This is a genomic window from Lentzea albida, from assembly GCF_900111005.1.
GTDB lineage: Bacteria > Actinomycetota > Actinomycetes > Mycobacteriales > Pseudonocardiaceae > Lentzea > Lentzea albida.
Map to the genome: position 1 here is coordinate 148,112 of NZ_FOFV01000003.1, position 18,225 is coordinate 166,336.

Annotated in this window: 18 protein-coding genes; 6 read left to right on the forward strand and 12 right to left on the reverse strand. The window is 69.6% G+C overall.

Annotated elements, in window-relative coordinates; translation table 11 throughout:
- The first annotated feature begins 109 nt into the window (after nucleotides 1-109).
- The 4 genes from BMY74_RS09705 to BMY74_RS09720 are packed head-to-tail and all read left to right on the forward strand — an operon-like array spanning nucleotide 110 to nucleotide 4,845.
- On the forward strand, nucleotides 110-1,618 hold the full coding sequence (locus BMY74_RS09705) for an NCS1 family nucleobase:cation symporter-1 (protein ID WP_089913088.1): 1,509 nt from the start codon (nucleotides 110-112) through the stop codon (nucleotides 1,616-1,618).
- Nucleotides 1,615-2,457: a nitrilase-related carbon-nitrogen hydrolase gene (locus tag BMY74_RS09710; RefSeq protein WP_089913091.1), complete on the forward strand. Its 843-nt coding sequence runs from the start codon at nucleotides 1,615-1,617 to the stop codon at nucleotides 2,455-2,457. Before BMY74_RS09705 ends, BMY74_RS09710 begins: the two co-directional genes overlap by 4 nt.
- Nucleotides 2,454-3,839 carry a dihydropyrimidinase gene (gene hydA, locus BMY74_RS09715; RefSeq protein ID WP_089913094.1) on the forward strand — a complete coding sequence of 462 codons (1,386 nt, stop codon included), beginning with the start codon at nucleotides 2,454-2,456 and terminating at the stop codon, nucleotides 3,837-3,839. The genes BMY74_RS09710 and hydA overlap by 4 nt, the downstream gene beginning before the upstream one ends.
- A gap of 13 nt (nucleotides 3,840-3,852) precedes the next feature.
- Nucleotides 3,853-4,845, forward strand: a complete 993-nt coding sequence (locus BMY74_RS09720; RefSeq protein ID WP_089913097.1) for a TIGR03842 family LLM class F420-dependent oxidoreductase — start codon at nucleotides 3,853-3,855, stop codon at nucleotides 4,843-4,845.
- Between the two features lie 44 nt (nucleotides 4,846-4,889).
- Here BMY74_RS09720 and BMY74_RS09725 read toward each other — a convergent pair whose 3' ends face one another.
- The 11 genes from BMY74_RS09725 to BMY74_RS09770 all read right to left on the reverse strand — a co-directional run bounded on the left by BMY74_RS09725 (nucleotide 4,890) and on the right by BMY74_RS09770 (nucleotide 15,438).
- Nucleotides 4,890-5,345, reverse strand: a complete 456-nt coding sequence (locus BMY74_RS09725; protein WP_089913100.1) for a hypothetical protein — start codon at nucleotides 5,343-5,345, stop codon at nucleotides 4,890-4,892.
- Between the two features lie 17 nt (nucleotides 5,346-5,362).
- Complete coding sequence (locus BMY74_RS09730; RefSeq protein ID WP_143091508.1) at nucleotides 5,363-6,385, reverse strand: amidase domain-containing protein; 1,023 nt, start codon at nucleotides 6,383-6,385, stop codon at nucleotides 5,363-5,365.
- 140 nt (nucleotides 6,386-6,525) lie between these two features.
- On the reverse strand, nucleotides 6,526-7,473 hold the full coding sequence (locus tag BMY74_RS09735) for an NUDIX hydrolase (protein WP_089913106.1): 948 nt from the start codon (nucleotides 7,471-7,473) through the stop codon (nucleotides 6,526-6,528).
- The gene (locus BMY74_RS09740; protein ID WP_089913109.1) at nucleotides 7,470-8,582 is read right to left on the reverse strand and encodes a glycosyltransferase family 4 protein; all 1,113 of its coding nucleotides are present in this window, start codon (nucleotides 8,580-8,582) and stop codon (nucleotides 7,470-7,472) included. Before BMY74_RS09740 ends, BMY74_RS09735 begins: the two co-directional genes overlap by 4 nt.
- Nucleotides 8,579-9,481 carry a phosphatidylinositol mannoside acyltransferase gene (locus tag BMY74_RS09745; protein ID WP_089913112.1) on the reverse strand — a complete coding sequence of 301 codons (903 nt, stop codon included), beginning with the start codon at nucleotides 9,479-9,481 and terminating at the stop codon, nucleotides 8,579-8,581. Before BMY74_RS09745 ends, BMY74_RS09740 begins: the two co-directional genes overlap by 4 nt.
- Nucleotides 9,478-10,080: a phosphatidylinositol phosphate synthase gene (gene pgsA / locus BMY74_RS09750; RefSeq protein ID WP_089913115.1), complete on the reverse strand. Its 603-nt coding sequence runs from the start codon at nucleotides 10,078-10,080 to the stop codon at nucleotides 9,478-9,480. Before pgsA ends, BMY74_RS09745 begins: the two co-directional genes overlap by 4 nt.
- An 885-nt stretch (nucleotides 10,081-10,965) precedes the next feature.
- Nucleotides 10,966-11,805 carry a helix-turn-helix domain-containing protein gene (locus BMY74_RS09755; RefSeq protein ID WP_089913118.1) on the reverse strand — a complete coding sequence of 280 codons (840 nt, stop codon included), beginning with the start codon at nucleotides 11,803-11,805 and terminating at the stop codon, nucleotides 10,966-10,968.
- A gap of 277 nt (nucleotides 11,806-12,082) precedes the next feature.
- Complete coding sequence (locus tag BMY74_RS44110) at nucleotides 12,083-12,253, reverse strand: hypothetical protein (RefSeq protein WP_177229661.1); 171 nt, start codon at nucleotides 12,251-12,253, stop codon at nucleotides 12,083-12,085.
- Nucleotides 12,254-12,319: 66 nt separating this feature from the next.
- Nucleotides 12,320-12,868, reverse strand: a complete 549-nt coding sequence (locus BMY74_RS09760; RefSeq protein WP_089913120.1) for an HIT family protein — start codon at nucleotides 12,866-12,868, stop codon at nucleotides 12,320-12,322.
- Complete coding sequence (gene thrS / locus BMY74_RS09765) at nucleotides 12,865-14,913, reverse strand: threonine--tRNA ligase (RefSeq protein ID WP_245786008.1); 2,049 nt, start codon at nucleotides 14,911-14,913, stop codon at nucleotides 12,865-12,867. Before thrS ends, BMY74_RS09760 begins: the two co-directional genes overlap by 4 nt.
- Before the next feature lie 33 nt (nucleotides 14,914-14,946).
- Nucleotides 14,947-15,438 carry a GNAT family N-acetyltransferase gene (locus tag BMY74_RS09770; protein ID WP_089913127.1) on the reverse strand — a complete coding sequence of 164 codons (492 nt, stop codon included), beginning with the start codon at nucleotides 15,436-15,438 and terminating at the stop codon, nucleotides 14,947-14,949.
- A gap of 128 nt (nucleotides 15,439-15,566) precedes the next feature.
- Here BMY74_RS09770 and BMY74_RS09775 point away from each other — a divergent pair, with 128 nt between their 5' ends.
- Nucleotides 15,567-15,881: a hypothetical protein gene (locus BMY74_RS09775; RefSeq protein WP_089913131.1), complete on the forward strand. Its 315-nt coding sequence runs from the start codon at nucleotides 15,567-15,569 to the stop codon at nucleotides 15,879-15,881.
- On the forward strand, nucleotides 15,878-16,369 hold the full coding sequence (locus tag BMY74_RS44115; protein WP_143091510.1) for a hypothetical protein: 492 nt from the start codon (nucleotides 15,878-15,880) through the stop codon (nucleotides 16,367-16,369). Before BMY74_RS09775 ends, BMY74_RS44115 begins: the two co-directional genes overlap by 4 nt.
- A gap of 130 nt (nucleotides 16,370-16,499) precedes the next feature.
- On the opposite strand, the gene BMY74_RS09785 is transcribed toward BMY74_RS44115, so the two are convergent.
- Entirely contained in the window at nucleotides 16,500-18,065 is a 1,566-nt protein-coding gene (locus tag BMY74_RS09785; RefSeq protein ID WP_245786009.1) for an AMP-binding protein, read from the reverse strand.
- Nucleotides 18,066-18,225 lie beyond the last annotated feature (160 nt).

Here is an 18,225-nt window from a genome sequence, read left to right on the forward strand (position 1 = left end):
CAAGCGTGGACACTCTGACACTGCCAGACCTGCACCGGCGGACCCAGGATTCCGGGATGGAATCAGACCGGGTTGGCGTTGTTTCAGCAGCGTAACAGGGGGTTGAACGATGGCAGTCGAGTCCTCACCGCCCCAGGTCACACCTGATGGCCGAGTCGAACTGAGCGACGTGGGTCCCATCAAGGACAGCAGGTTCTACAACCCCGAACTCGCCCCCGTGCCCGTCGAGCAGCGGACGTGGACGACGTACAACTTCTTCGCGCTGTGGATGGGCATGGCGCACAACATCCCCAGCTACACGCTCGCGGCGTCGTTGATCGCGATCGGCATGGACTGGGTGCAGGCCTTCCTCACGATCACCCTGGGCAACCTGATCGTGCTGATCCCCATGCTGCTCAACAGCCACGCGGGCACGAAGTACGGCATCCCGTTCCCCGTGTTCGCCCGCGCGTTCTACGGCATCCGCGGCGCGAACCTGGTGGCGTTGCTGCGGGCGTTCATCGCGTGCGCCTGGTTCGGCATCCAGACGTGGGTGGGCGGCAAGGCGCTGCACGTGATCATCGGCCGGCTGGCCGGGGACGGCTGGACCAAGGCGTCGTCGATCGGCGGCCAGCCGTGGACGTTGTGGTTGTGCTTCTTCGGTTTCTGGGTCGTGCAGATGCTGGTGATCTGGCGCGGCATGGAGGCGATCCGGCGGTTCGAGAACTGGACGGCGCCGCTGGTCAGCGTCGGGTTCCTGATCCTGCTGGGCTACGTGCTGGTGAAGGCCGGCGGGTTCGGCCCGATCCTCGACACGCCCAGCAAGCTCGGCTGGGGACCGGACTTCTGGAAGGTCTTCTTCCCCGCGCTGATGGGCATGATCGCGTTCTGGTCGACGCTGTCGCTGAACATGCCGGACTTCACGCGGTTCGGTGGCAGCCAGAAGAAGCAGGTCACCGGGCAGATCCTCGGCCTGCCGACCACCATGTCGTTCATCGCGATCGTCGCGATCCTGACCACCTCGGGCGCGCAGGCGCTGTACGGCGAGGCGATCTGGGACCCGGCCGACCTCGCGTCCCGCTTCGACAGCACGCTGCTGGTGATCATCGCGCTGATCTCGCTGGTGCTGGCGACGATCTCGGCGAACCTCGCGGCGAACGTCGTCAGCCCGTCCTACGACTTCTCGAACGCCTTCCCGAAGCGCATCACGTTCGCGGTCGGCGGCCTGATCACCGGTGTGATCGGCATCGTGATCCAGCCGTGGCGGCTGATCTCCGACCCGAACATCTACATCTTCGCGTGGCTCGGGTTCTACGGCGGCCTGCTGGCGTCCGTGGCCGGCGTGTTCGTCGCCGGGTACTGGGTGATCAGGAAGACCCGGCTCGAACTCGCGGACCTCTACCTGGACGGCAGTGGCGCGTACTGGTTCAACGGCGGCTGGAACTGGCGCGCGGTCGCGGCGACGCTCGTGGGCTCGGTGCTCGCGGTCGGCGGCGCCCACGGCGGGCCGTTCCCGGCGGACGGGCTCATCCCGTTCCTCAAGCCCCTCTACGACTACAACTGGGTCGTCGGCTTCGCGGCCGGCTTCCTGGTCTTCCTCGCTCTGAAGGACACCACGGCAAAGGAGACGACCAGGTGAGCAACATCATCCGGGCGGCGCTCGTCCAGCAGAAGTGGACGGGCGACAAGGAGTCGATGATCGCGAACGCGGTCGAGCACATCCGCGCCGCCGCCTCCCAGGGCGCTCAGGTGCTGTGCCTGCAGGAACTCTTCTACGGCCCGTACTTCTGCCAGGTGCAGGACGCCGACTTCTACTCCTACACCGAGTCCATCCCGGACGGTCCCACCACGCAGCTGATGCAGGAGGTGGCCGCGCAGAACAACATCGTGCTGATCGTGCCGATGTACGAGGTCGAGCAGCCGGGCGTCTACTACAACACGGCGGCCGTGATCGACGCCGACGGCACGTACCTCGGCAAGTACCGCAAGAACCACATCCCGCAGGTGAAGGGCTTCTGGGAGAAGTTCTACTTCAAGCCCGGCAACCTCGGGTACCCGGTGTTCGACACGGCGGTCGGCCGGATCGGCGTCTACATCTGCTACGAGCGCCACTTCCCCGAGGGCTGGCGCGCCCTCGGACTCGCGGGCGCGAAGATCGTGTTCAACCCGTCGGCGACGTCCCGGTCGTTGTCGGAGTACCTGTGGAAGCTGGAGCAGCCCGCCGCGGCCGTCGCGAACGAGTACTTCGTCGGCGCGATCAACCGCGTGGGCGTGGAACCGCTGGGTGACAACGAGTTCTACGGCCAGACGTACTTCGTCTCGCCGCGCGGGCAGCTCGTCGGCGACGCGGCGTCCGACACCGAGGAAGAGCTCGTGGTGCGCGACCTCGACCTGGACCTGCTGACCGAGGTCCGCGACACGTGGGCGTTCTACCGCGACCGCCGCCCCGACACCTACGAGGGCCTGGTGACGCCGTGAGCACACTGATCAAGAACGGCCTGGTGATCAACGCGACGGGCTCGCACGCCGCCGACGTGCTGATCGACGGCGAGCACATCGCCGCTCTCGTCACGCCGGGGTTCGCGGTCGAGGCGGACGAGGTCATCGACGCGGCCGGGAAGTACGTCATCCCCGGTGGCATCGACGCCCACACGCACATGGAGATGCCGTTCGGCGGCACCCAGTCCGCGGACACCTTCGAGACGGGCACGACCGCCGCGGCGTGGGGCGGCACCACCACGATCGTCGACTTCGCCGTGCAGCCCAAGGGTTCGTCGCTGCTGTCCACCCTGGACAAGTGGCACAGCAAGGCGGACGGCAACTGCGCGGTCGACTACGGCTTCCACATGATCATCTCCGACGTGACGGACGAGTCGCTCAAGGAGATGGAGTCGTGCATCGCGGCCGGCGTGAACAGCTTCAAGATGTTCATGGCCTACCCCGGCGTCTTCTACGCCACCGACGGCGAGATCCTGCGCGCCATGCAGAAGGCGCGCGAGACCGGCGCCACGATCATGATGCACGCGGAGAACGGCATCGCGATCGACCAGCTCGTCGCGCAGGCGCTGGCGTCGGGCCTCGGCGACCCGGTGCAGCACGGCCTGACCCGGCCGCCGGAGCTGGAGGGCGAGGCGACGTCCCGCGCGATCCAGCTGGCACGCGTCACCGGTTCACCGTTGTACATCGTGCACCTGTCGGCGTCCCAGGCGCTCGACGCCGTGACGGCCGCCCGTGACACGGGCCAGAACGTGTTCGCGGAGACGTGCCCGCAGTACCTGTACCTGTCGCTGGAGGACCTGGCGAAGCCCGGTTTCGAGGGCGCGAAGTACGTGGCGTCGCCTCCGTTGCGCCCCAAGGAACACCAGTCGTCGCTGTGGCGCGGCCTGCGCACGAACGACCTGTCCGTCGTCAGCACCGACCACTGCCCGTTCTGCTTCAAGGACCAGAAGCAGCTGGGCCTCGGCGACTTCTCGAAGATCCCCAACGGCATGCCCGGCGTCGAGCACCGCGTCGACCTGCTGCACCAGGGCGTCGTGAAGGGCGAGATCACCCGCGAGCGCTGGGTCGAGATCGTCTCCACGACCCCGGCCCGCATGTTCGGCATGTACCCGCGCAAGGGCGTGATCGCCCCGGGAGCCGACGCGGACGTCGTGGTCTACGACCCGTCGGCCACGCAGACCATCTCGGCCGACACGCACCACATGGCCGTGGACTACTCGGCGTACGAGGGCTTCGAGGTCACCGGCCGCGTGGAGACGGTCTTCTCGCGGGGCCGCAAGGTGATCGCCGACGGCGCGTACCACGGCTCGACCGGCCACGGCCGTTTCGTGTCGCGCGATCTCAACCAGTACCTCGTCTGAGAGGAGGTCCACTGTGGACTTCGGTGTAGTGCTGCAGACCGACCCGCCGGCGCGGGACGTGGTGGAGGGCCTCCGCGCGGCCGAGGACTGCGGCTTCCGCTACGGCTGGACGTTCGACTCCTGCGTGCTGTGGCAGGAACCGTTCGTCATCTACTCGCAGGTGCTCTCCGCCACGCGGGACCTGGTCGTCGGCCCGATGGTGACCAACCCGTCGACCCGGGACTGGTCCGTCACCGCGTCCCTGTTCGCGACGCTGAACGACATGTTCGGCAACCGCACGGTCTGCGGCATCGGCCGCGGCGACTCGGCCCGCCGCGTGATCGGCCAGAAGCCCGCGTCGCTCGCGACCCTCGGTTCCGCGATGCACGTGATCAAGGAGCTGGCGGAGGGCCGGGAGGTCGAGCACCACGGCACACCGGTCCAGATCCCGTGGGTGCGCAACGGAAAGCTCGAGATGTGGATGGCCGCCTACGGTCCCAAGGCGTTGAAGATGGTCGGGGAACAGGCCGACGGCTTCATCCTGCAGACCGCCGACCCGGACATCGCCCGCTGGACCATCGGCTCGGTCCGCGAGGCGGCCACCGCCGCCGGACGTGACCCGTCGGCGATCACGATGTGCGTGGCGGCGCCCGCCTACGTGGGCACGGACCTCGCGCACCAGCGCGACCAGCTGCGGTGGTTCGGCGGCATGGTCGGCAACCACGTCGCGGACCTCGTGGCGCGGTACGGGGATTCGGGCGTCGTGCCCAAGGCCCTGACCGACTACATCAAGGACCGCGAGGGCTACGACTACTCCCACCACGGCAAGGCGGGCAACCGTTCCACGGACTTCGTGCCGGACGTGATCGTGGACCGCTTCTGCCTCGTCGGGCCGGAGTCGGCGCACGTCGAGAGGTTGCAGGAGTTGAAGGAGATCGGCGTCGACAACTTCGCGCTGTACCTGATGCACGACGAGAAGGACAAGACGCGGGACGCCTACGGGTCGGCGGTCATCCCCGCGGTCTGACGTCGAGGGCCTGGGTGTTCCTCCGCGGAGGAACACCCAGGCCCTCAGATTCCCGTGAGCACGTCGTCGCCGACCCGTTCGCTGTTGCCGTCCCGGCAGGCGCGGGCGATCCGATCACCGTCCACTTCGAACACACCCCCCGGCACCGCGACGTGGAACGCCGTCACCGGAGCCCCGTTCGCCGTCACCGGTCCGTCCTGCCCCGACAGGCTCGTCCGGGCGAACACCACGTACGTGGTGCCCTCGCGCAGGTCCGCCGCGTCGAGCGCGGGCCACAACGCGAACTCGCGCGGCGGCTCCTCCCCCACCAACGTGGAGTCGGTCCGCAGCAGGTACCCCTCGCTGAGGGTCGGCCCCTGTTCGAGGCGGGTCTTGCCGGTCACCACCACACGGGCGACGAACGCGGACTTCTGCCGGTCGGCCCGCAGCCCGTCGTTCGTCGGCGCCGGACAGGACGACGCCTCCCGCCCGCACGCCGTGGCCGCCAGGCACAGCAGCACAACGGCGGCGGCACGACTCAGGTGCGGATGGCCCAGAACGGGCCGTCCTCCGCGCCGATCACGTCCCACAGACCTTTGTCCCTCGTGTCTCTCGAGTGGTAGCTGAGCAGGGGCCACCCATCGGTTCCCCGTCCCGTCACCATCGTGGTGTGGTCGGGAATCCCGGGCGGGTCCCCGTAGTTGTTCATCTCCATCTGGAAGACGTCCGAGAGCAGGAGATCGCTGAGGTAGGGCATGAACGTCACCCGACCGCCGTAGTTGTTCTCGTAGACGTTCCAGTTCAGCGCACCGCCCCAGGTGTACGTGTGGCGCGGAGAGCAGTCGTTGCAACGGTAGTACCACACGTCGGCGTCGTCGTAGTTCCACAGCGTCTCCGGGTACGACTCGCTGCCGCGCTCCTCGTAGCGCCCGTTCCACAGCACCCAGGAGATGAACGTCGTGCAGTCGTTCACGTCCCTGGTGTACGGCACGGGTTCGGTGGCGTAGTACCAGGCCACGTTGATCATCGTCTGGTAGTCGTACGGCCTGCCCTCACCGCCGAGCGCGTGGACCTGGTCCCGCACCTCCGGCGCGAACGGCCTGTCCGCAGGGCGGGCGGGTACCGCCACACCACCCGGACCCTTGCCCTCCGAGGGTTTCAGCGCGTCAGGAGCGACCACCTGCTTGCCCGCCAGCTTGGCGGTGTCGGCGGCCCGCAACGCCGGCAGGTTCGCCGTGATCCCGGCGCGAACGGCTTCGATCCGGTGGCGGATCGCCGCACGACGCTCCTCGTCGGGCGCGATCGAGGCCAGTGCCCGATCGCTCAGGTTGCTCTTCTCGTCCAGCGGAACGACGTCCGCCACCGCCCACCTGCCACCGGACCACTCGAAGGTGAACCGGTGCCGGGACTTCGTGCTGGTGCCCTGCTTCGAGCCCTCGACGGGATAGCCGCTGTGCTCGTCGACCTCCGCGACGCGCACGGCACCGTCACCACTGGTCGAGCGAACCTTCACCTCGGTCGTCACGCGGTCCACCCGCACCCCGGCCGCTTCGCGAGCCACCCCTGCGGTCCTCGCTCACCGCCAGCCGCGCGCTCGCCTTCTGGCGCATCGCGGCCGTGACCACCGGTCGCACGCCTGCCAACGCCCGGTCGCGATCCGCGTCACCATCCCGCTATGCGGTCAACGGTGGAACAACGAGGTCAGCGGACCGCGCGGGTCTCGCCGTCCCACTCCGGTCCGAGTGCCGGCAGGAGCTCGGCCAGCTGCACCGGGTACACGGTGTCCTCGGCGGCTTCCAGCTCCTCCGCGCTCCACCACCGGTGCCCGGTGATCGAGCTCTCCTCGACGTCGTTGAAGCCCGAGGTGTCCACGTCCAGGCCGTCGACCGAGGCGTAGAAGAACCACTCCTCCGCGTCGAACGTCTCGCCGCCGAAGCTGAAGACCGCGCGCCGCCGCCACACGGGGCCGATCAGCTGTTCTGGCCGGAGCTCCAGGCCGGTCTCCTCGAAGGCCTCGCGGACGGCCGCATCGCGCAGCTCCTCGCCCTCCTCGACGCCGCCGCCGACCGTGAACCAGAACGACTCCTGCGGACGTGCGGGGTCGAAGCCCTGGAACAGGAGCACGCGGCCGGCGGAGTCCGTCAGCACCACGCGGGCCGACGGGCGCGGCTTGAGCATCACGGGTTCCGCGGGGGCGGCGGGCTCGGCGATCTCGAAGTACGACGGCTGCGGGGCGGTGCCGGCCAGGCGCAGCCAGCGGGCCACGCGGCGGCGGCGCTGCAGCAGCGTGTCGCGGACGGCGTCGTTGTGGACGCGGCGGGCCAGCATCACGCGTTCTTCGGCGTCGGCGAGTTCGAAGGCCAGTTCCGGGGCCAGGGACGAGCGGTCGACCGCGACGAGGAGGGCCGAGAGTTCGTTCTCGGCCAGTTCGCGCTCCGAGCGCGCGGCGGCCTCGGCACGCGAGGCCGCGGCGGACAGAGCGGGGTCCAGCAACGCGCGGGCGACCACCGCCCGGCGGGCCAGTGCCGCGTCGAGGGCCGCCCAGGCCGCGTCGGTGCGGACGTGCAGGCGGTCGAGGCGGTTCGCGATGCTGAGGATCCAGGCGGCCAGCAGCAGGGTGAGGAGGACGACGACGAGCGCGGTGGTCATGCCTCGCTCACCCGGCGCGGGTCGGCGGCGATCGCGGTCTCGTAGACGCGCAGCACCTGGGAGGCGACCACGGACCAGTCGTAGGTCTGAACCCGTTGGGACGCAACGGTCACATACTCGGCGCGCAGGGCCGAGTCGCGCAGCACCGAGCGCAGCGCGTCGGCCAGGGCGTGGGCGTCGCCCACCGGGAACAGCACGCCCGCCTTGCCGTCGTCGAGCACGCGCCGGAACGCGTCCAGGTCGCTCGCCACCACCGCGGTGCCGGCGGACATGGCCTCGGTCAGGATGATGCCGAAGGACTCGCCGCCGGTGTTCGGGGCGACGTAGACGTCGACCGAGCGGAGCATGCGGGCCTTGTCCTCGTCGCTGACCTGGCCCAGCAGGTCGACCCTGTCCGCGTGCGGGCCCTCGAACGGGTTCTCGCCGCGACCCACGACGAGCAGGCGCAGGTCGGGGAACTCGTCGGCGATCAGCCCGAACGCCTCCCACAACAACGGCATGCCCTTGCGCGGCTCGTCGTAGCGGCCGACGAACCCGATCGTGCCGCCCGGCCGCGGGTAGCCGTCCAAAGTGGACGCGGAGGCGAAGAAGTCGACGTCGACGCCGTTCGGGATCTCCACCGCGTCCCCGCCGAGGTGCTCGACCTGGACGCGCCGCGCCAGCGCGGAGACGGCGATGCGGGCGGTGACCTTCTCCAGAAAGGGTTGGAGCACGCCCTGGAACGCCGACAGCATCTTGGAGCGCGGCGTCGAGGTGTGGAAGGTGGCGACGATCGGGCCGTCCGCGACCATCAGCGCGAGGAACGACAGCGACGGCGCCGTCGGCTCGTGCAGGTGCAGCACGTCGAACCTGTGCTCGTCGATCCAGCGGCGGACCCGCGCGTACGAGACGGGGCCGAAGCTCAGCCGTGCCACGGAACCGTTGTACGGGATGCCGACCGCACGGCCCGCGGAGGTGACGAACTCCGGCAGTTCCTGGTCGTCGTCGGCCGGCGCCAGCACGTTCACCGTGTGGCCGAGGCCGATGAGGGCACGGGCGAGGTCGACGACGTGCGCCTGCACTCCCCCTGGCACGTCGAAGGAGTACGGGCAGACGATGCCGACCTTCACCGCGCGAGCCTCCTGGCCAGTGCGGCGCGGCGGCTCTCCGGCAGGTCGGCGAGCCAGAGCTTCTGCATCATGTGCCAGTCGGCCGGATGAGCGGCGATGTCGGCGGCGAACACGTCCGCGACGGCCTGCGTGGCGGTCTGGACGTTGCTCACCTTGATCGGCGGGTGGATGCGGAAGTGCCAGCCGTCCCCGGTGAACCAGCAGCCCACCGGCAGCAGTGCGGCGCCCGTCGTCGACGCCAGGTGCGCGGGACCCGCAGGCATCAGGGTCTGCTCGCCGAAGAACGTCACCGGAACACCGGACGACGTCAGGTCCCTGTCCGCCAGCAGGCACACGACCTTGTTGGCGCGCAGGCGATCGGCCAGCACCGTCGCGGGTGGACGGTCGCCGCCGTGCAGCGGCAGCACCTCGAAGCCGAGGGTCTCGCGGAAGTCGAGGAACTTGCGGTACAGCGACTCGGGCTTGAGCCGCTCGGCCACCGTGGTGAACGTGCCGGAGTGGCCGACGAGCCAGACGCCCGCCATGTCCCAGTTGCCGCTGTGGGGCAGCGCGACGACCGCGCCGGTGCCCGCTGCGAGCGCCGCGTCGAGGTTCTCCACACCCGACACCTGCGAGTCGCACTTCTCGTAGGCGGCCTTGAGGTCCATCGACGGCAACCGGAACGCCTCGCACCAGTACCGCGCGTACGACCGCAACGAGTCGCGCACCAGTTCGTCGAGCTCGTCCTCACCGGCCCGCGGCACGACCCGGCGGAGGTTCGTGCGCAACTGCTCGACGCTCGCACCGCCCTTGCGCGCCGCGTAGTCCGCGCCCGCGCGGAACAACCGGCGTGCCCACGACTCCGGCAGCAGGCGGATCAGCCGCCACCCGGCGCTGTACCCGAGGGTCGCGAGGTTCACGCGGCCTCCCGCGCCGACTTCGCCACCGCGAAGACGCGCTGCAACACCGTGACGACCGTCATCGCCGCGAGCAGCCACAGCGAGATGTCCAGCAGGTACGGCACTCCCAGCCCCTGCACCCCGGCGCCGAGCAGCGCGACGATGAACCGCTCGGCCCGCTCGGCCAGCCCGCCGTCCGCGTTGAGGCCGGACGCGTCGGCCCGCGCCTTCACGTAGGAGATGACCTGCGAGGCCACCAGGCAGATGAACCCGGCCGCCGCCGTCCACCGGTTGCCGGTGTCGAACGCGTACCAGGTGAGCGCCGCGAACAACGCCCCGTCCGCGATGCGGTCACAGGTGGCGTCGAGCACGGCCCCGAACCTCGTGGGCCCCTGCGCGCGGGCCATGGCACCGTCGATCAGGTCGAGCAGCACGAAGAACGTCACCAGCGCACAGCCCACGAACAGCTGCCCGCGGGGGATGAACCACAGCGCGCTCGCCACGGCACCGACCGTGCCGACCACGGTCACGGCGTTGGGCGTGAGGCCACGCGCCAGCAGCCACGCCCCGATCGGATCGGTGACGCGCGAGACGGACGCGCGAGCGAAGATGTTCAGCATGGCAGCCGCAGCCTAGCTGGACTGGCGAAACGCGCGCGCCGCGGGTGAGGTCCCGCGGGCGGACGCGCGGGCGGGCGGGATGGGGTGGGGGCGGGTGCGGGGTTTGCGCGCGGGCTGGGCGGGGTGAGCGGGACGTCCGGGGTTTGCGCGTGGGCAGGCCGGCGGTAAGAGGAGCCGGAGCGGGCCAGCGAGGCGGAGGCCGTGCGGGGACGAACGCCCCGCGGGGCGAGGTCGCCGCGGGAGCGGTGCGCAGTGGGACGCGGTCCGGGCGAACTGCGCGAGGCGGGGCCTTTCTGCGACGCGCGTGTGCGCGAGAGGCGGGCCGTGCGCGCGTGACGCAACCCGTGCGCGAGGCGCGGGCCGTGCGCGAGGCGCGACGCACGCGCGAAGGCGGACCGTGCGCGAGAGGCGGCACTCACGCGAGAAGCAAGCCGTGCGCGCGAGGCGCGGGACATGCGCGAGGCGCCGGGCATGCGCGAAACGCCAGCCGTGCGCGAGGGGCGAGCCACACGCGAGGCACAGGCCGCGCGCGAAGCGCCAGCCGTGCGCGCGAAGGCGGACTATGGGCGAGGCGTCAGTCGTGCGCGAGGTGCGGGCCGTGCGTGAGGTGCGGGCCGTGCGTGAGGTGCGGGCCGTGCGCCAAGCGCCAGGCATGCATGCGAGGCAGACCGTGCGCGAGGTGTCGGACGTGCGCGAGGCGCCAGCCGTGCGCGGAGCGCGGGGCATGCGCGCGGAGCGCGGGGCATGCGCGCGGAGCGCGGGCCGTGCGAGCGCCGTCTCGTCCCCGCGACAGCCCCGCGAACAGCCCGCTCGACCCCCTCGCTCAACCCCTCCTAACACCGCACACCGCTGACCGGATCCGCTGACCGGAGCCCGGCCGGGCCCCTAGCCCAGCCGGCGGTGGTCCTCGGCGATGCGCTTCAGCAACCCCTGCAACTCCTCCCCTCGCACCGCCAGCCGCTCCAACCGGCTGAACAACGCGAGGTACTCGCGCACGTCCAGCGGGTCGGTGATGGTGGCGTTGCCGGTCAGCACGCTGACCGTGACGACGCGCTCGTCGTAGATCTGGAACCCGTGCAACGCGACCACGTTGGCGTCGGCCGACCACGGCACGACGCCCAGGCGGACGTTCGGGCGGCGTTGCATGGCGATCAGGTGTTCCACCTGTTCCGCCATGAGTTCCGCCGAGCCCATCCGCCAGCGGAGTGCGCTCTCGGACAGCACGAACACGAACTGCTTGGCCAGGTCGTCCATCCGGGAACGGCGGGTGCGCAGGGCGGCCACCGCGGCCTCCTGCTCCGAATGCGGCATCGTCCCCAGCACGATCCGCAGGTAGGCCTCGGACTGCAGCAGCGAGGGGACCAGGTTGACCTGGAAGAACCTCGACGTCGCGGCCCGCGCCTCCACGCGGCTGATCGTCTGCTGGTGGCGGTGCGCTCCTCGGTGCAGCACGACGCGGCGGGTCTCCGCCTCCGCGTGCAGCGACCTGGCGAGTTCGACCAGTTCGATGCGCGTCTCTCTCGCGGCGGCCAGTTCCGCCACGAGACGCTCCACGTCCGTCACGGACGGGAGCAGCATGCCGTTCTCGATCTTCGACAGCTTGGACTGGCTCATCCCGGTGGCACGGGCGGTGGCCGTGCCGGTCATCTTCGCCTCGGTGCGCAACCGGCGTAGTTCACGCGAAAGCCGCTCTCTCGCTAATCGCGAACGCTCAGGTGCGGTCATGTTCGCACCGTAACCATTCGCACACGGTGAGACGATCGGCCATAGGCGGGGACTTGACTCGCAGTTGACACCTCCAGGTGGGTGATCTCACCTACCTGGAATCGCTTTGTGCTGGCGTTACGTCTCGAACAGGCCGGGAAATGCACCCGAAAGAAGTAACCTAAAGTCATTCCTTGTCACGTGGAAAGAGCCTTGATTGTCCACCGCAGACAAACGGCAGTGGGTTTTGTCACTCTTTTGTCCACGAATTCGTACGGATTTCAATCACGCCCGCAGGCTAAACGCCACGTTTAGTCCGCAATGCGGCCCGAACACCGAGCCCGATGCCGCCGAAAATCAGCACGAAACCGATGAGACCCAGACCGGGCGCGTCGTCGTGCTGGGCGTACAGCAGAGCGCCGACACCGAGCGCGGCGAGGAGGAGACAGCCCACCAGGGGCAGCAGCAAGCGAGGCATGGGATGACCATGCCTCGCTGACCTATCGAAAGTCAACAGATTTCTACTGTTGAGCGATCAGTCGACGGCCTTCCAGCCGTCGGCCAGGAGCTGCCGGGTCTCGCCCAGCAGCTGCGGCAGCACCTTCGTGTGCCCGATGACCGGCATGAAGTTCGCGTCGCCGCCCCACCTCGGCACCAGGTGCTGGTGCAGGTGGGCGGCGATCCCGGCGCCGGCCACGACGCCCTGGTTCATGCCGATGTTGAACCCGTGCGGCGCCGCCACGTGCCGAGCGACCTTCATGGCCTTCTGGGTGAAGGCACCGAGCTCGGCCACCTCCGACACCGTCAGGTCCGTGTAGTCCGCCACGTGCCGGTACGGCAACACCATCAGGTGGCCGGGGTTGTACGGATACAGGTTCAGCAGCGCGAAGACCTCGGCGCCGCGCGCGACGATCAGACCGTCCTCGTCGGACAGTTCCACGACGCGGCAGAACGGGCAGCCCTCCGGCTCGTCGCCCTCGGCCTTGCCCGCTCCCTGCACGTACGACAGGCGGTGCGGGGTCCACAGGCGCTGCAACGCGTCCGGGACCCCCACACCGTCCTGAGAGGAGTACTCAGGCGTCACGAGAGCAGTTCCGCCGTGGGCGAGGCGTTCTCACGGCGCTGCACCCACTCGACGATCTGCTCGACGGCCCGCTCCACCGGCACGCCGTTGATCTGCGTGCCGTCGCGGAACCGGAACGACACCGCGTTCGCCTCCACGTCCTTGGCGCCCGCCAGGAGCATGAACGGCACCTTCTGCATGGTGTGGTTGCGGATCTTCTTCTGCATGCGGTCGTCGGAGGCGTCGACCTCGACCCGGATGCCGGCCTTCTTCAGCGTCTCGCGGACGGCGAACAGGTGGTCGGCGTTCTCGGACGTCACCGGGATGCCCATGACCTGCACCGGCGCGAGCCACGCCGGGAACGCGCCCGCGTAGTGCTCGGTCATCACGCCGAAGAAGCGCTCCACCGAGCCGAACAGCGCGCGGTGGATCATGACCGGGCGCACGCGCGAGCCGTCCGGGCCCGTGTACTCGAGCTCGAAGCGCTCGGGCAGGTTGAAGTCGAGCTGGATGGTCGACATCTGCCAGGTGCGGCCGAGCGCGTCGCGGCACTGCACCGAGATCTTCGGGCCGTAGAACGCGGCGCCACCGGGGTCGGGCACGAGCTCCAGGCCGGACTCCTGCGCCACCGACGCGAGCGTCTCGGTCGCCTCGTCCCAGATCTCGTCCGCACCCACGTACTTCTCGGGGTTCTTGGTCGAGAGCTCCAGGTAGAAGTCGTCGAGGCCGTAGTCGCGCAGCAGGTCCAGCACGAACGTCAGCAGCGACTTCAGCTCGTCGCGCACCTGGTCCTTGGTGCAGAAGATGTGCGCGTCGTCCTGCGTCATGCCGCGCACGCGGGTCAGGCCGTGCACCACGCCGGACTTCTCGTACCGGTAGACGCCGCCGAACTCGAACATGCGCAGCGGCAGCTCGCGGTAGGAACGGCCGCGCGACTTGAAGATCAGGTCGTGGAACGGGCAGTTCATCGGCTTGAGGTAGTAGTCCTGGCCCGGCTTGCGGACGGTGCCGTCCTCGTTCAGCTCGGCGTCGAGGTGCATCGCCGGGTACATGCCGTCCTTGTACCAGTCGAGGTGGCCGGAGACCTCGAACAGGTTGCCCTTGGTGATGTGGGGCGAGTAGACGAACTCGTAGCCCTCTTCGGTGTGGCGCTGGCGGGAGTAGTCCTCCATCGCCTTGCGGATGATGCCGCCCTTGGGGTGGAACACCGCGAGACCGGAGCCGATCTCGTCCGGGAACGAGAACAGGTCGAGCTCGACGCCCAGCTTGCGGTGGTCGCGGCGCTCGGCCTCGGCCAGGCGCTCCAGGTACGCGTCCTGCGCCTCCTGCGACTCCCACGCGGTGCCGTAGATGCGCTGCAGCTGCGGGTTGTTCTCGTTGCCGCGCCAGTACGCCGCCGCCACGCGGGTCAGCTTGAACGCCGGGATGTGCTTGGTCGTCGGCACGTGCGGGCCGCGGCACAGGTCGCCCCAGACCTGCTCACCGGAGCGCGGGTCGAGGTTGTCGTAGATCGTCAGCTCGCCGCCGCCGACCTCCATGACCTCGCTGGTGTCGACGTCGCTCTTGATGTCGACGAGCTCCAGCTTGAACGGCTCGGAGGCCAGCTCGGCCTTCGCGGAGTCGATCGACTCGACGACGCGCCGGGAGAACCGCTGCGAGGACTTGATGATCTGCTTCATGCGCTTCTCGAGCGCCTGCAGGTCCTCGGGCGTGAAGGGCTTCTCGACCTGGAAGTCGTAGTAGAAGCCGTCCTTCACGGGCGGGCCGATGCCGAGCTTGGCCTCGGGGAACTGCTGCTGGACGGCCTGCGCCAGCACGTGCGCGGCGGAGTGGCGCACGACGCTGCGGCCGTCCTCGGTGTCCGCGGCGACGGCCTCGACCTCGACGTCGACCTGCGGGGTCCACGACAGGTCGCGCAGGTGGCCCTCGGCGTCGCGCACGACGACGATCGCGTCGGGGCCCTTGCCCGGCAGACCGGCCTCGCGCACGGCCGTGCCCGCCGTCGTCCCAGCCGGAACCACCACGCGCGGCGGGTTCTGGGCGACTGCTGGGCGCGACTCGGACACGGTGACTCCTAGATCGAAGAGAGTGGTTGCGGATCAGATGTTATCGGTGCTCAAGATGGACATGACGATCGCGTCGTGGAAGACGCCGTCCCAGAGCAGGGCGTCCCTCAACCGGCCCTCCTCGCGGAAGCCCAGTTTCTTGTACACGTGGATGGCCCGCTCGTTGAAGTCGTACACCTCCAGGTCGACGCGGTGGAGGTTCCGCTCGTGGAACGCGTGGTCGAGGGCGTGCTTGATCGCGGCCGTCCCGTACCCCTTGCCGAAACCGTCCCACATCGCGATCCGCAGGCCCGCCGAGCGGTTGTGCGGATTGATGGTGAGAACGACTTCGCCGAGGAACTCGCCGTCCTCCGTTATCGCACGCGTGTAGCGGTTCGGGTCGTTCAGGGTCCGCTCGACGTAGGCCTCGTAATCCTCCAGCGTGAACGTCCCGTGCGTACCGGTGAGGCGGTCGACCTCGGCGTCGTTCGGGCGGCTCCTGGCCATAGCCTGCGCGAACTCCCTGCGGAGCGGTACGAGTTCCATGGTCCGATTGAAGCGCGCCGGCGCAACCGCTTTCTCTACGCACGGCGTCTGAGTGGTTTTTCGGATGCGGCGCGGTGCCCGGGGCGAGCACCCTGGTCGTCTCCCGGCCCGCCGAAAGGAGCACCGCCATGTCCGACCTGGTCGTCGAATGCCCGGTCCGCCTCACCGAGTCCAACCGGGACGAACTGCGCCTGCTCTACGCCGACCTGCGCGACCACTACGCCCGCCGCGACGCCCGCAACGGCACGCGCACCACGTTGCACTTCCTGTGGACCGGGGTGCTCGACGACGAGACCTTCGGCGCGACCTACGCCGACCAGCGGCACGTTTTCGCTGGTTCGAGGCCCGTGATGAACTCCAGGCGGTTCCCCGGAGGGCTTCAGGAAACGAACAGGTGGCTGTCAGCCCCAGCTCAGTCGAACGGCGCATCGTTGAGGACATGAGCGAGCAGGGACAGACGCCTCCGCCGAAGGAGCCGTCGCAGAACGAACCGCAGGCCGCCCAGCCCGCACCGGACCAGGCGACCACCCCGCTGCCTGCCGGGGCGCCGGCGGCAGCACCGGCCGAAGCCTCCGCCGCACCGGCAGCGGCCACTCCGGCCGCCGCTCCCGCCGCGGAGACACCGGCCGGACCACCTCCGCCTCCTCCGGCCGCGACCCCCGCGGCCGCGGTGCCGGCGGGCCCCGGCCGCGGGAGGCGCTTCGTGCGCCACCGCGCCACCCAGCTCGTCGCCGTGGGGCTGCTCGGCCTCGTACTCGGCGGCGGCATCGTGGGAGCGGTCGCCGCCAACCGCTTCGACCACCGCGGCGGCCCCGGCCAGGTGCGGATGTACGAGCGCGGTGAACGAGGCCCCGACCGCGGCGGCGACCGCTTCGACCAGCGCGGGCCGTTCGGCGACCGCGGTGAGCGGGGCGACCGCTTCGAGCGGTGACCCGACCGAGTGCGCGACTCACGTACCGATCCCCGACGCCGTGAGTCGCGCACTCCCCAAGCCAGGAACGCGCGTCACCGCCGGATTAGTCCCCCTCGTTCTGCGGTGACGCGCGTTCCGCCCAGACGTACTAGTGCTGCGGCCCGAGCCGGATCGCCAGGAGCTGGCGCCGCAGCACCTTGCCGGTCGCGTTGCGCGGCAGCTGCGGCACGACCACGACCTCGCGCGGGACCTTGTGCCGTGCGAGGCGGGTGCGCACGAACTCGCGCAGCTCCCGCACGTCGATCCGCGCCCCCGCGACCGGCACCACGAACGCGCGCAACCGTTGCCCGTACTCGGGATCCGGCACGCCCAGCACCGCCGCGTCGCGCACCCGGTAATGCGTCATGAGCAGGTTCTCGACCTCGACCGGGTACACGTTCTCGCCGCCGGAGACGATCATGTCGTCCTCGCGGCCGTCGAAGTAGAGCCTGCCGCTGGGGTCGAAGTGCCCGAGGTCGCCGGTCGCGACCAGGCCGTCGATCGAGTCCTTCTGCGTGCCGTCGGTGTAGAGGTCGACGGTCAGCGAGCCACGGACGTAGATGCGGCCCGTCACGAACGACCGGGTGATGCGGTTGCCGTTCTCGTCGTAGATGCGCACGACGCAGTTGTGCGGGGGCAGGCCGACGCTCGACGGCGCGGCCGCCAGGTCTTCGGGGGTCGCGACGGTGGCGACGGCGACTTCCGTTGAGCCGTAGAGGTTGTAGAGCACCGGGCCGAGGACGGACTGGGTGCGCTCGACGAGGTCCGGCGAGATCGGCGACCCGGACGAGAACACGACGCTCAGGTGCGACAGGTCGAACGAGTCGATCACGTGCCGGTCGAGCTCCATGATCCGCTGCAGCATCGTCGGCACCAGCACCAGCGTCGTGCAGCGCTGGCCCTGCACCGACCACAGCGTCTTGCGCGGGTCGAAACGGCGGTGCAGCACCGCGCGCGAGCCCAGCGACATCGCGAGCGTCAGGTGCGAGTAGCCGACGGAGTGGAAGATCGGGGCCGCGATGAACGTCGACTCGCCCGAGCGCATCGGGATGCGGTCGAGGAAGTCCGACGCGGTCAGCACGGACTTGATCTCGCGGGCCGTGCCCTTGGGTGTGCCGGTCGTGCCGGACGTCAGCTGGATCACGACACCCGGTTCGCGCGGCGGTTCCAGTTCGCCGCGCGGCGCCTTGGCCACCAGCTGGTCCAGCGTCGGCGTGCGGCGGTCCAGGCCGTCGCGCGACCACGACAGCCAGCGCGGGATCGACGGCGGCAGCTGGTGGAACAGCGGTGTGAACTCCTCGTCGTGGATGACGAGCGAGGCCCGCTCGCGGTGCAACAGGTCCAGGACGACCGGGGCGCCGAACCCGGTGTTGACGAGCAGCACGCGCACGCCGAGCTTCGCGCACGCCAGCAGCGACTCGACCATGCCGCGGTGGTTGCGGCACATCAGCGCCACGATGTGCGTGTGCTGCACCCCCAGCGAGCGCAGCCCCTGCGCGATCGCGTTCGACCGCCTGTCCAGCTGGCGGTAGGTGACCGAGCCGCGTTCGTCGACGACCGCGACGCCGTCGGGGTTCAGCCGCACGGACCGGCGCAGCGCCGTCACGTTCGGTCCCCAGACCTTGACCTCCTGCAACGCCTGCATGGACATCTTGATGTTCGTGAGACTGACCATGCCCGCCTCGGACAAGACACGGAGTGAGTGCACCCGGCCCATGGCGTCGCGAAACACCTTGCGCAACCCTGGCATCAACAGCTCCTCGCGCTGCAAGTCCCCGAGGTATTCGGACGGTAACTGTCCGCAAGGCTCACGCCAAGCCTTGTCGCATGCGGAA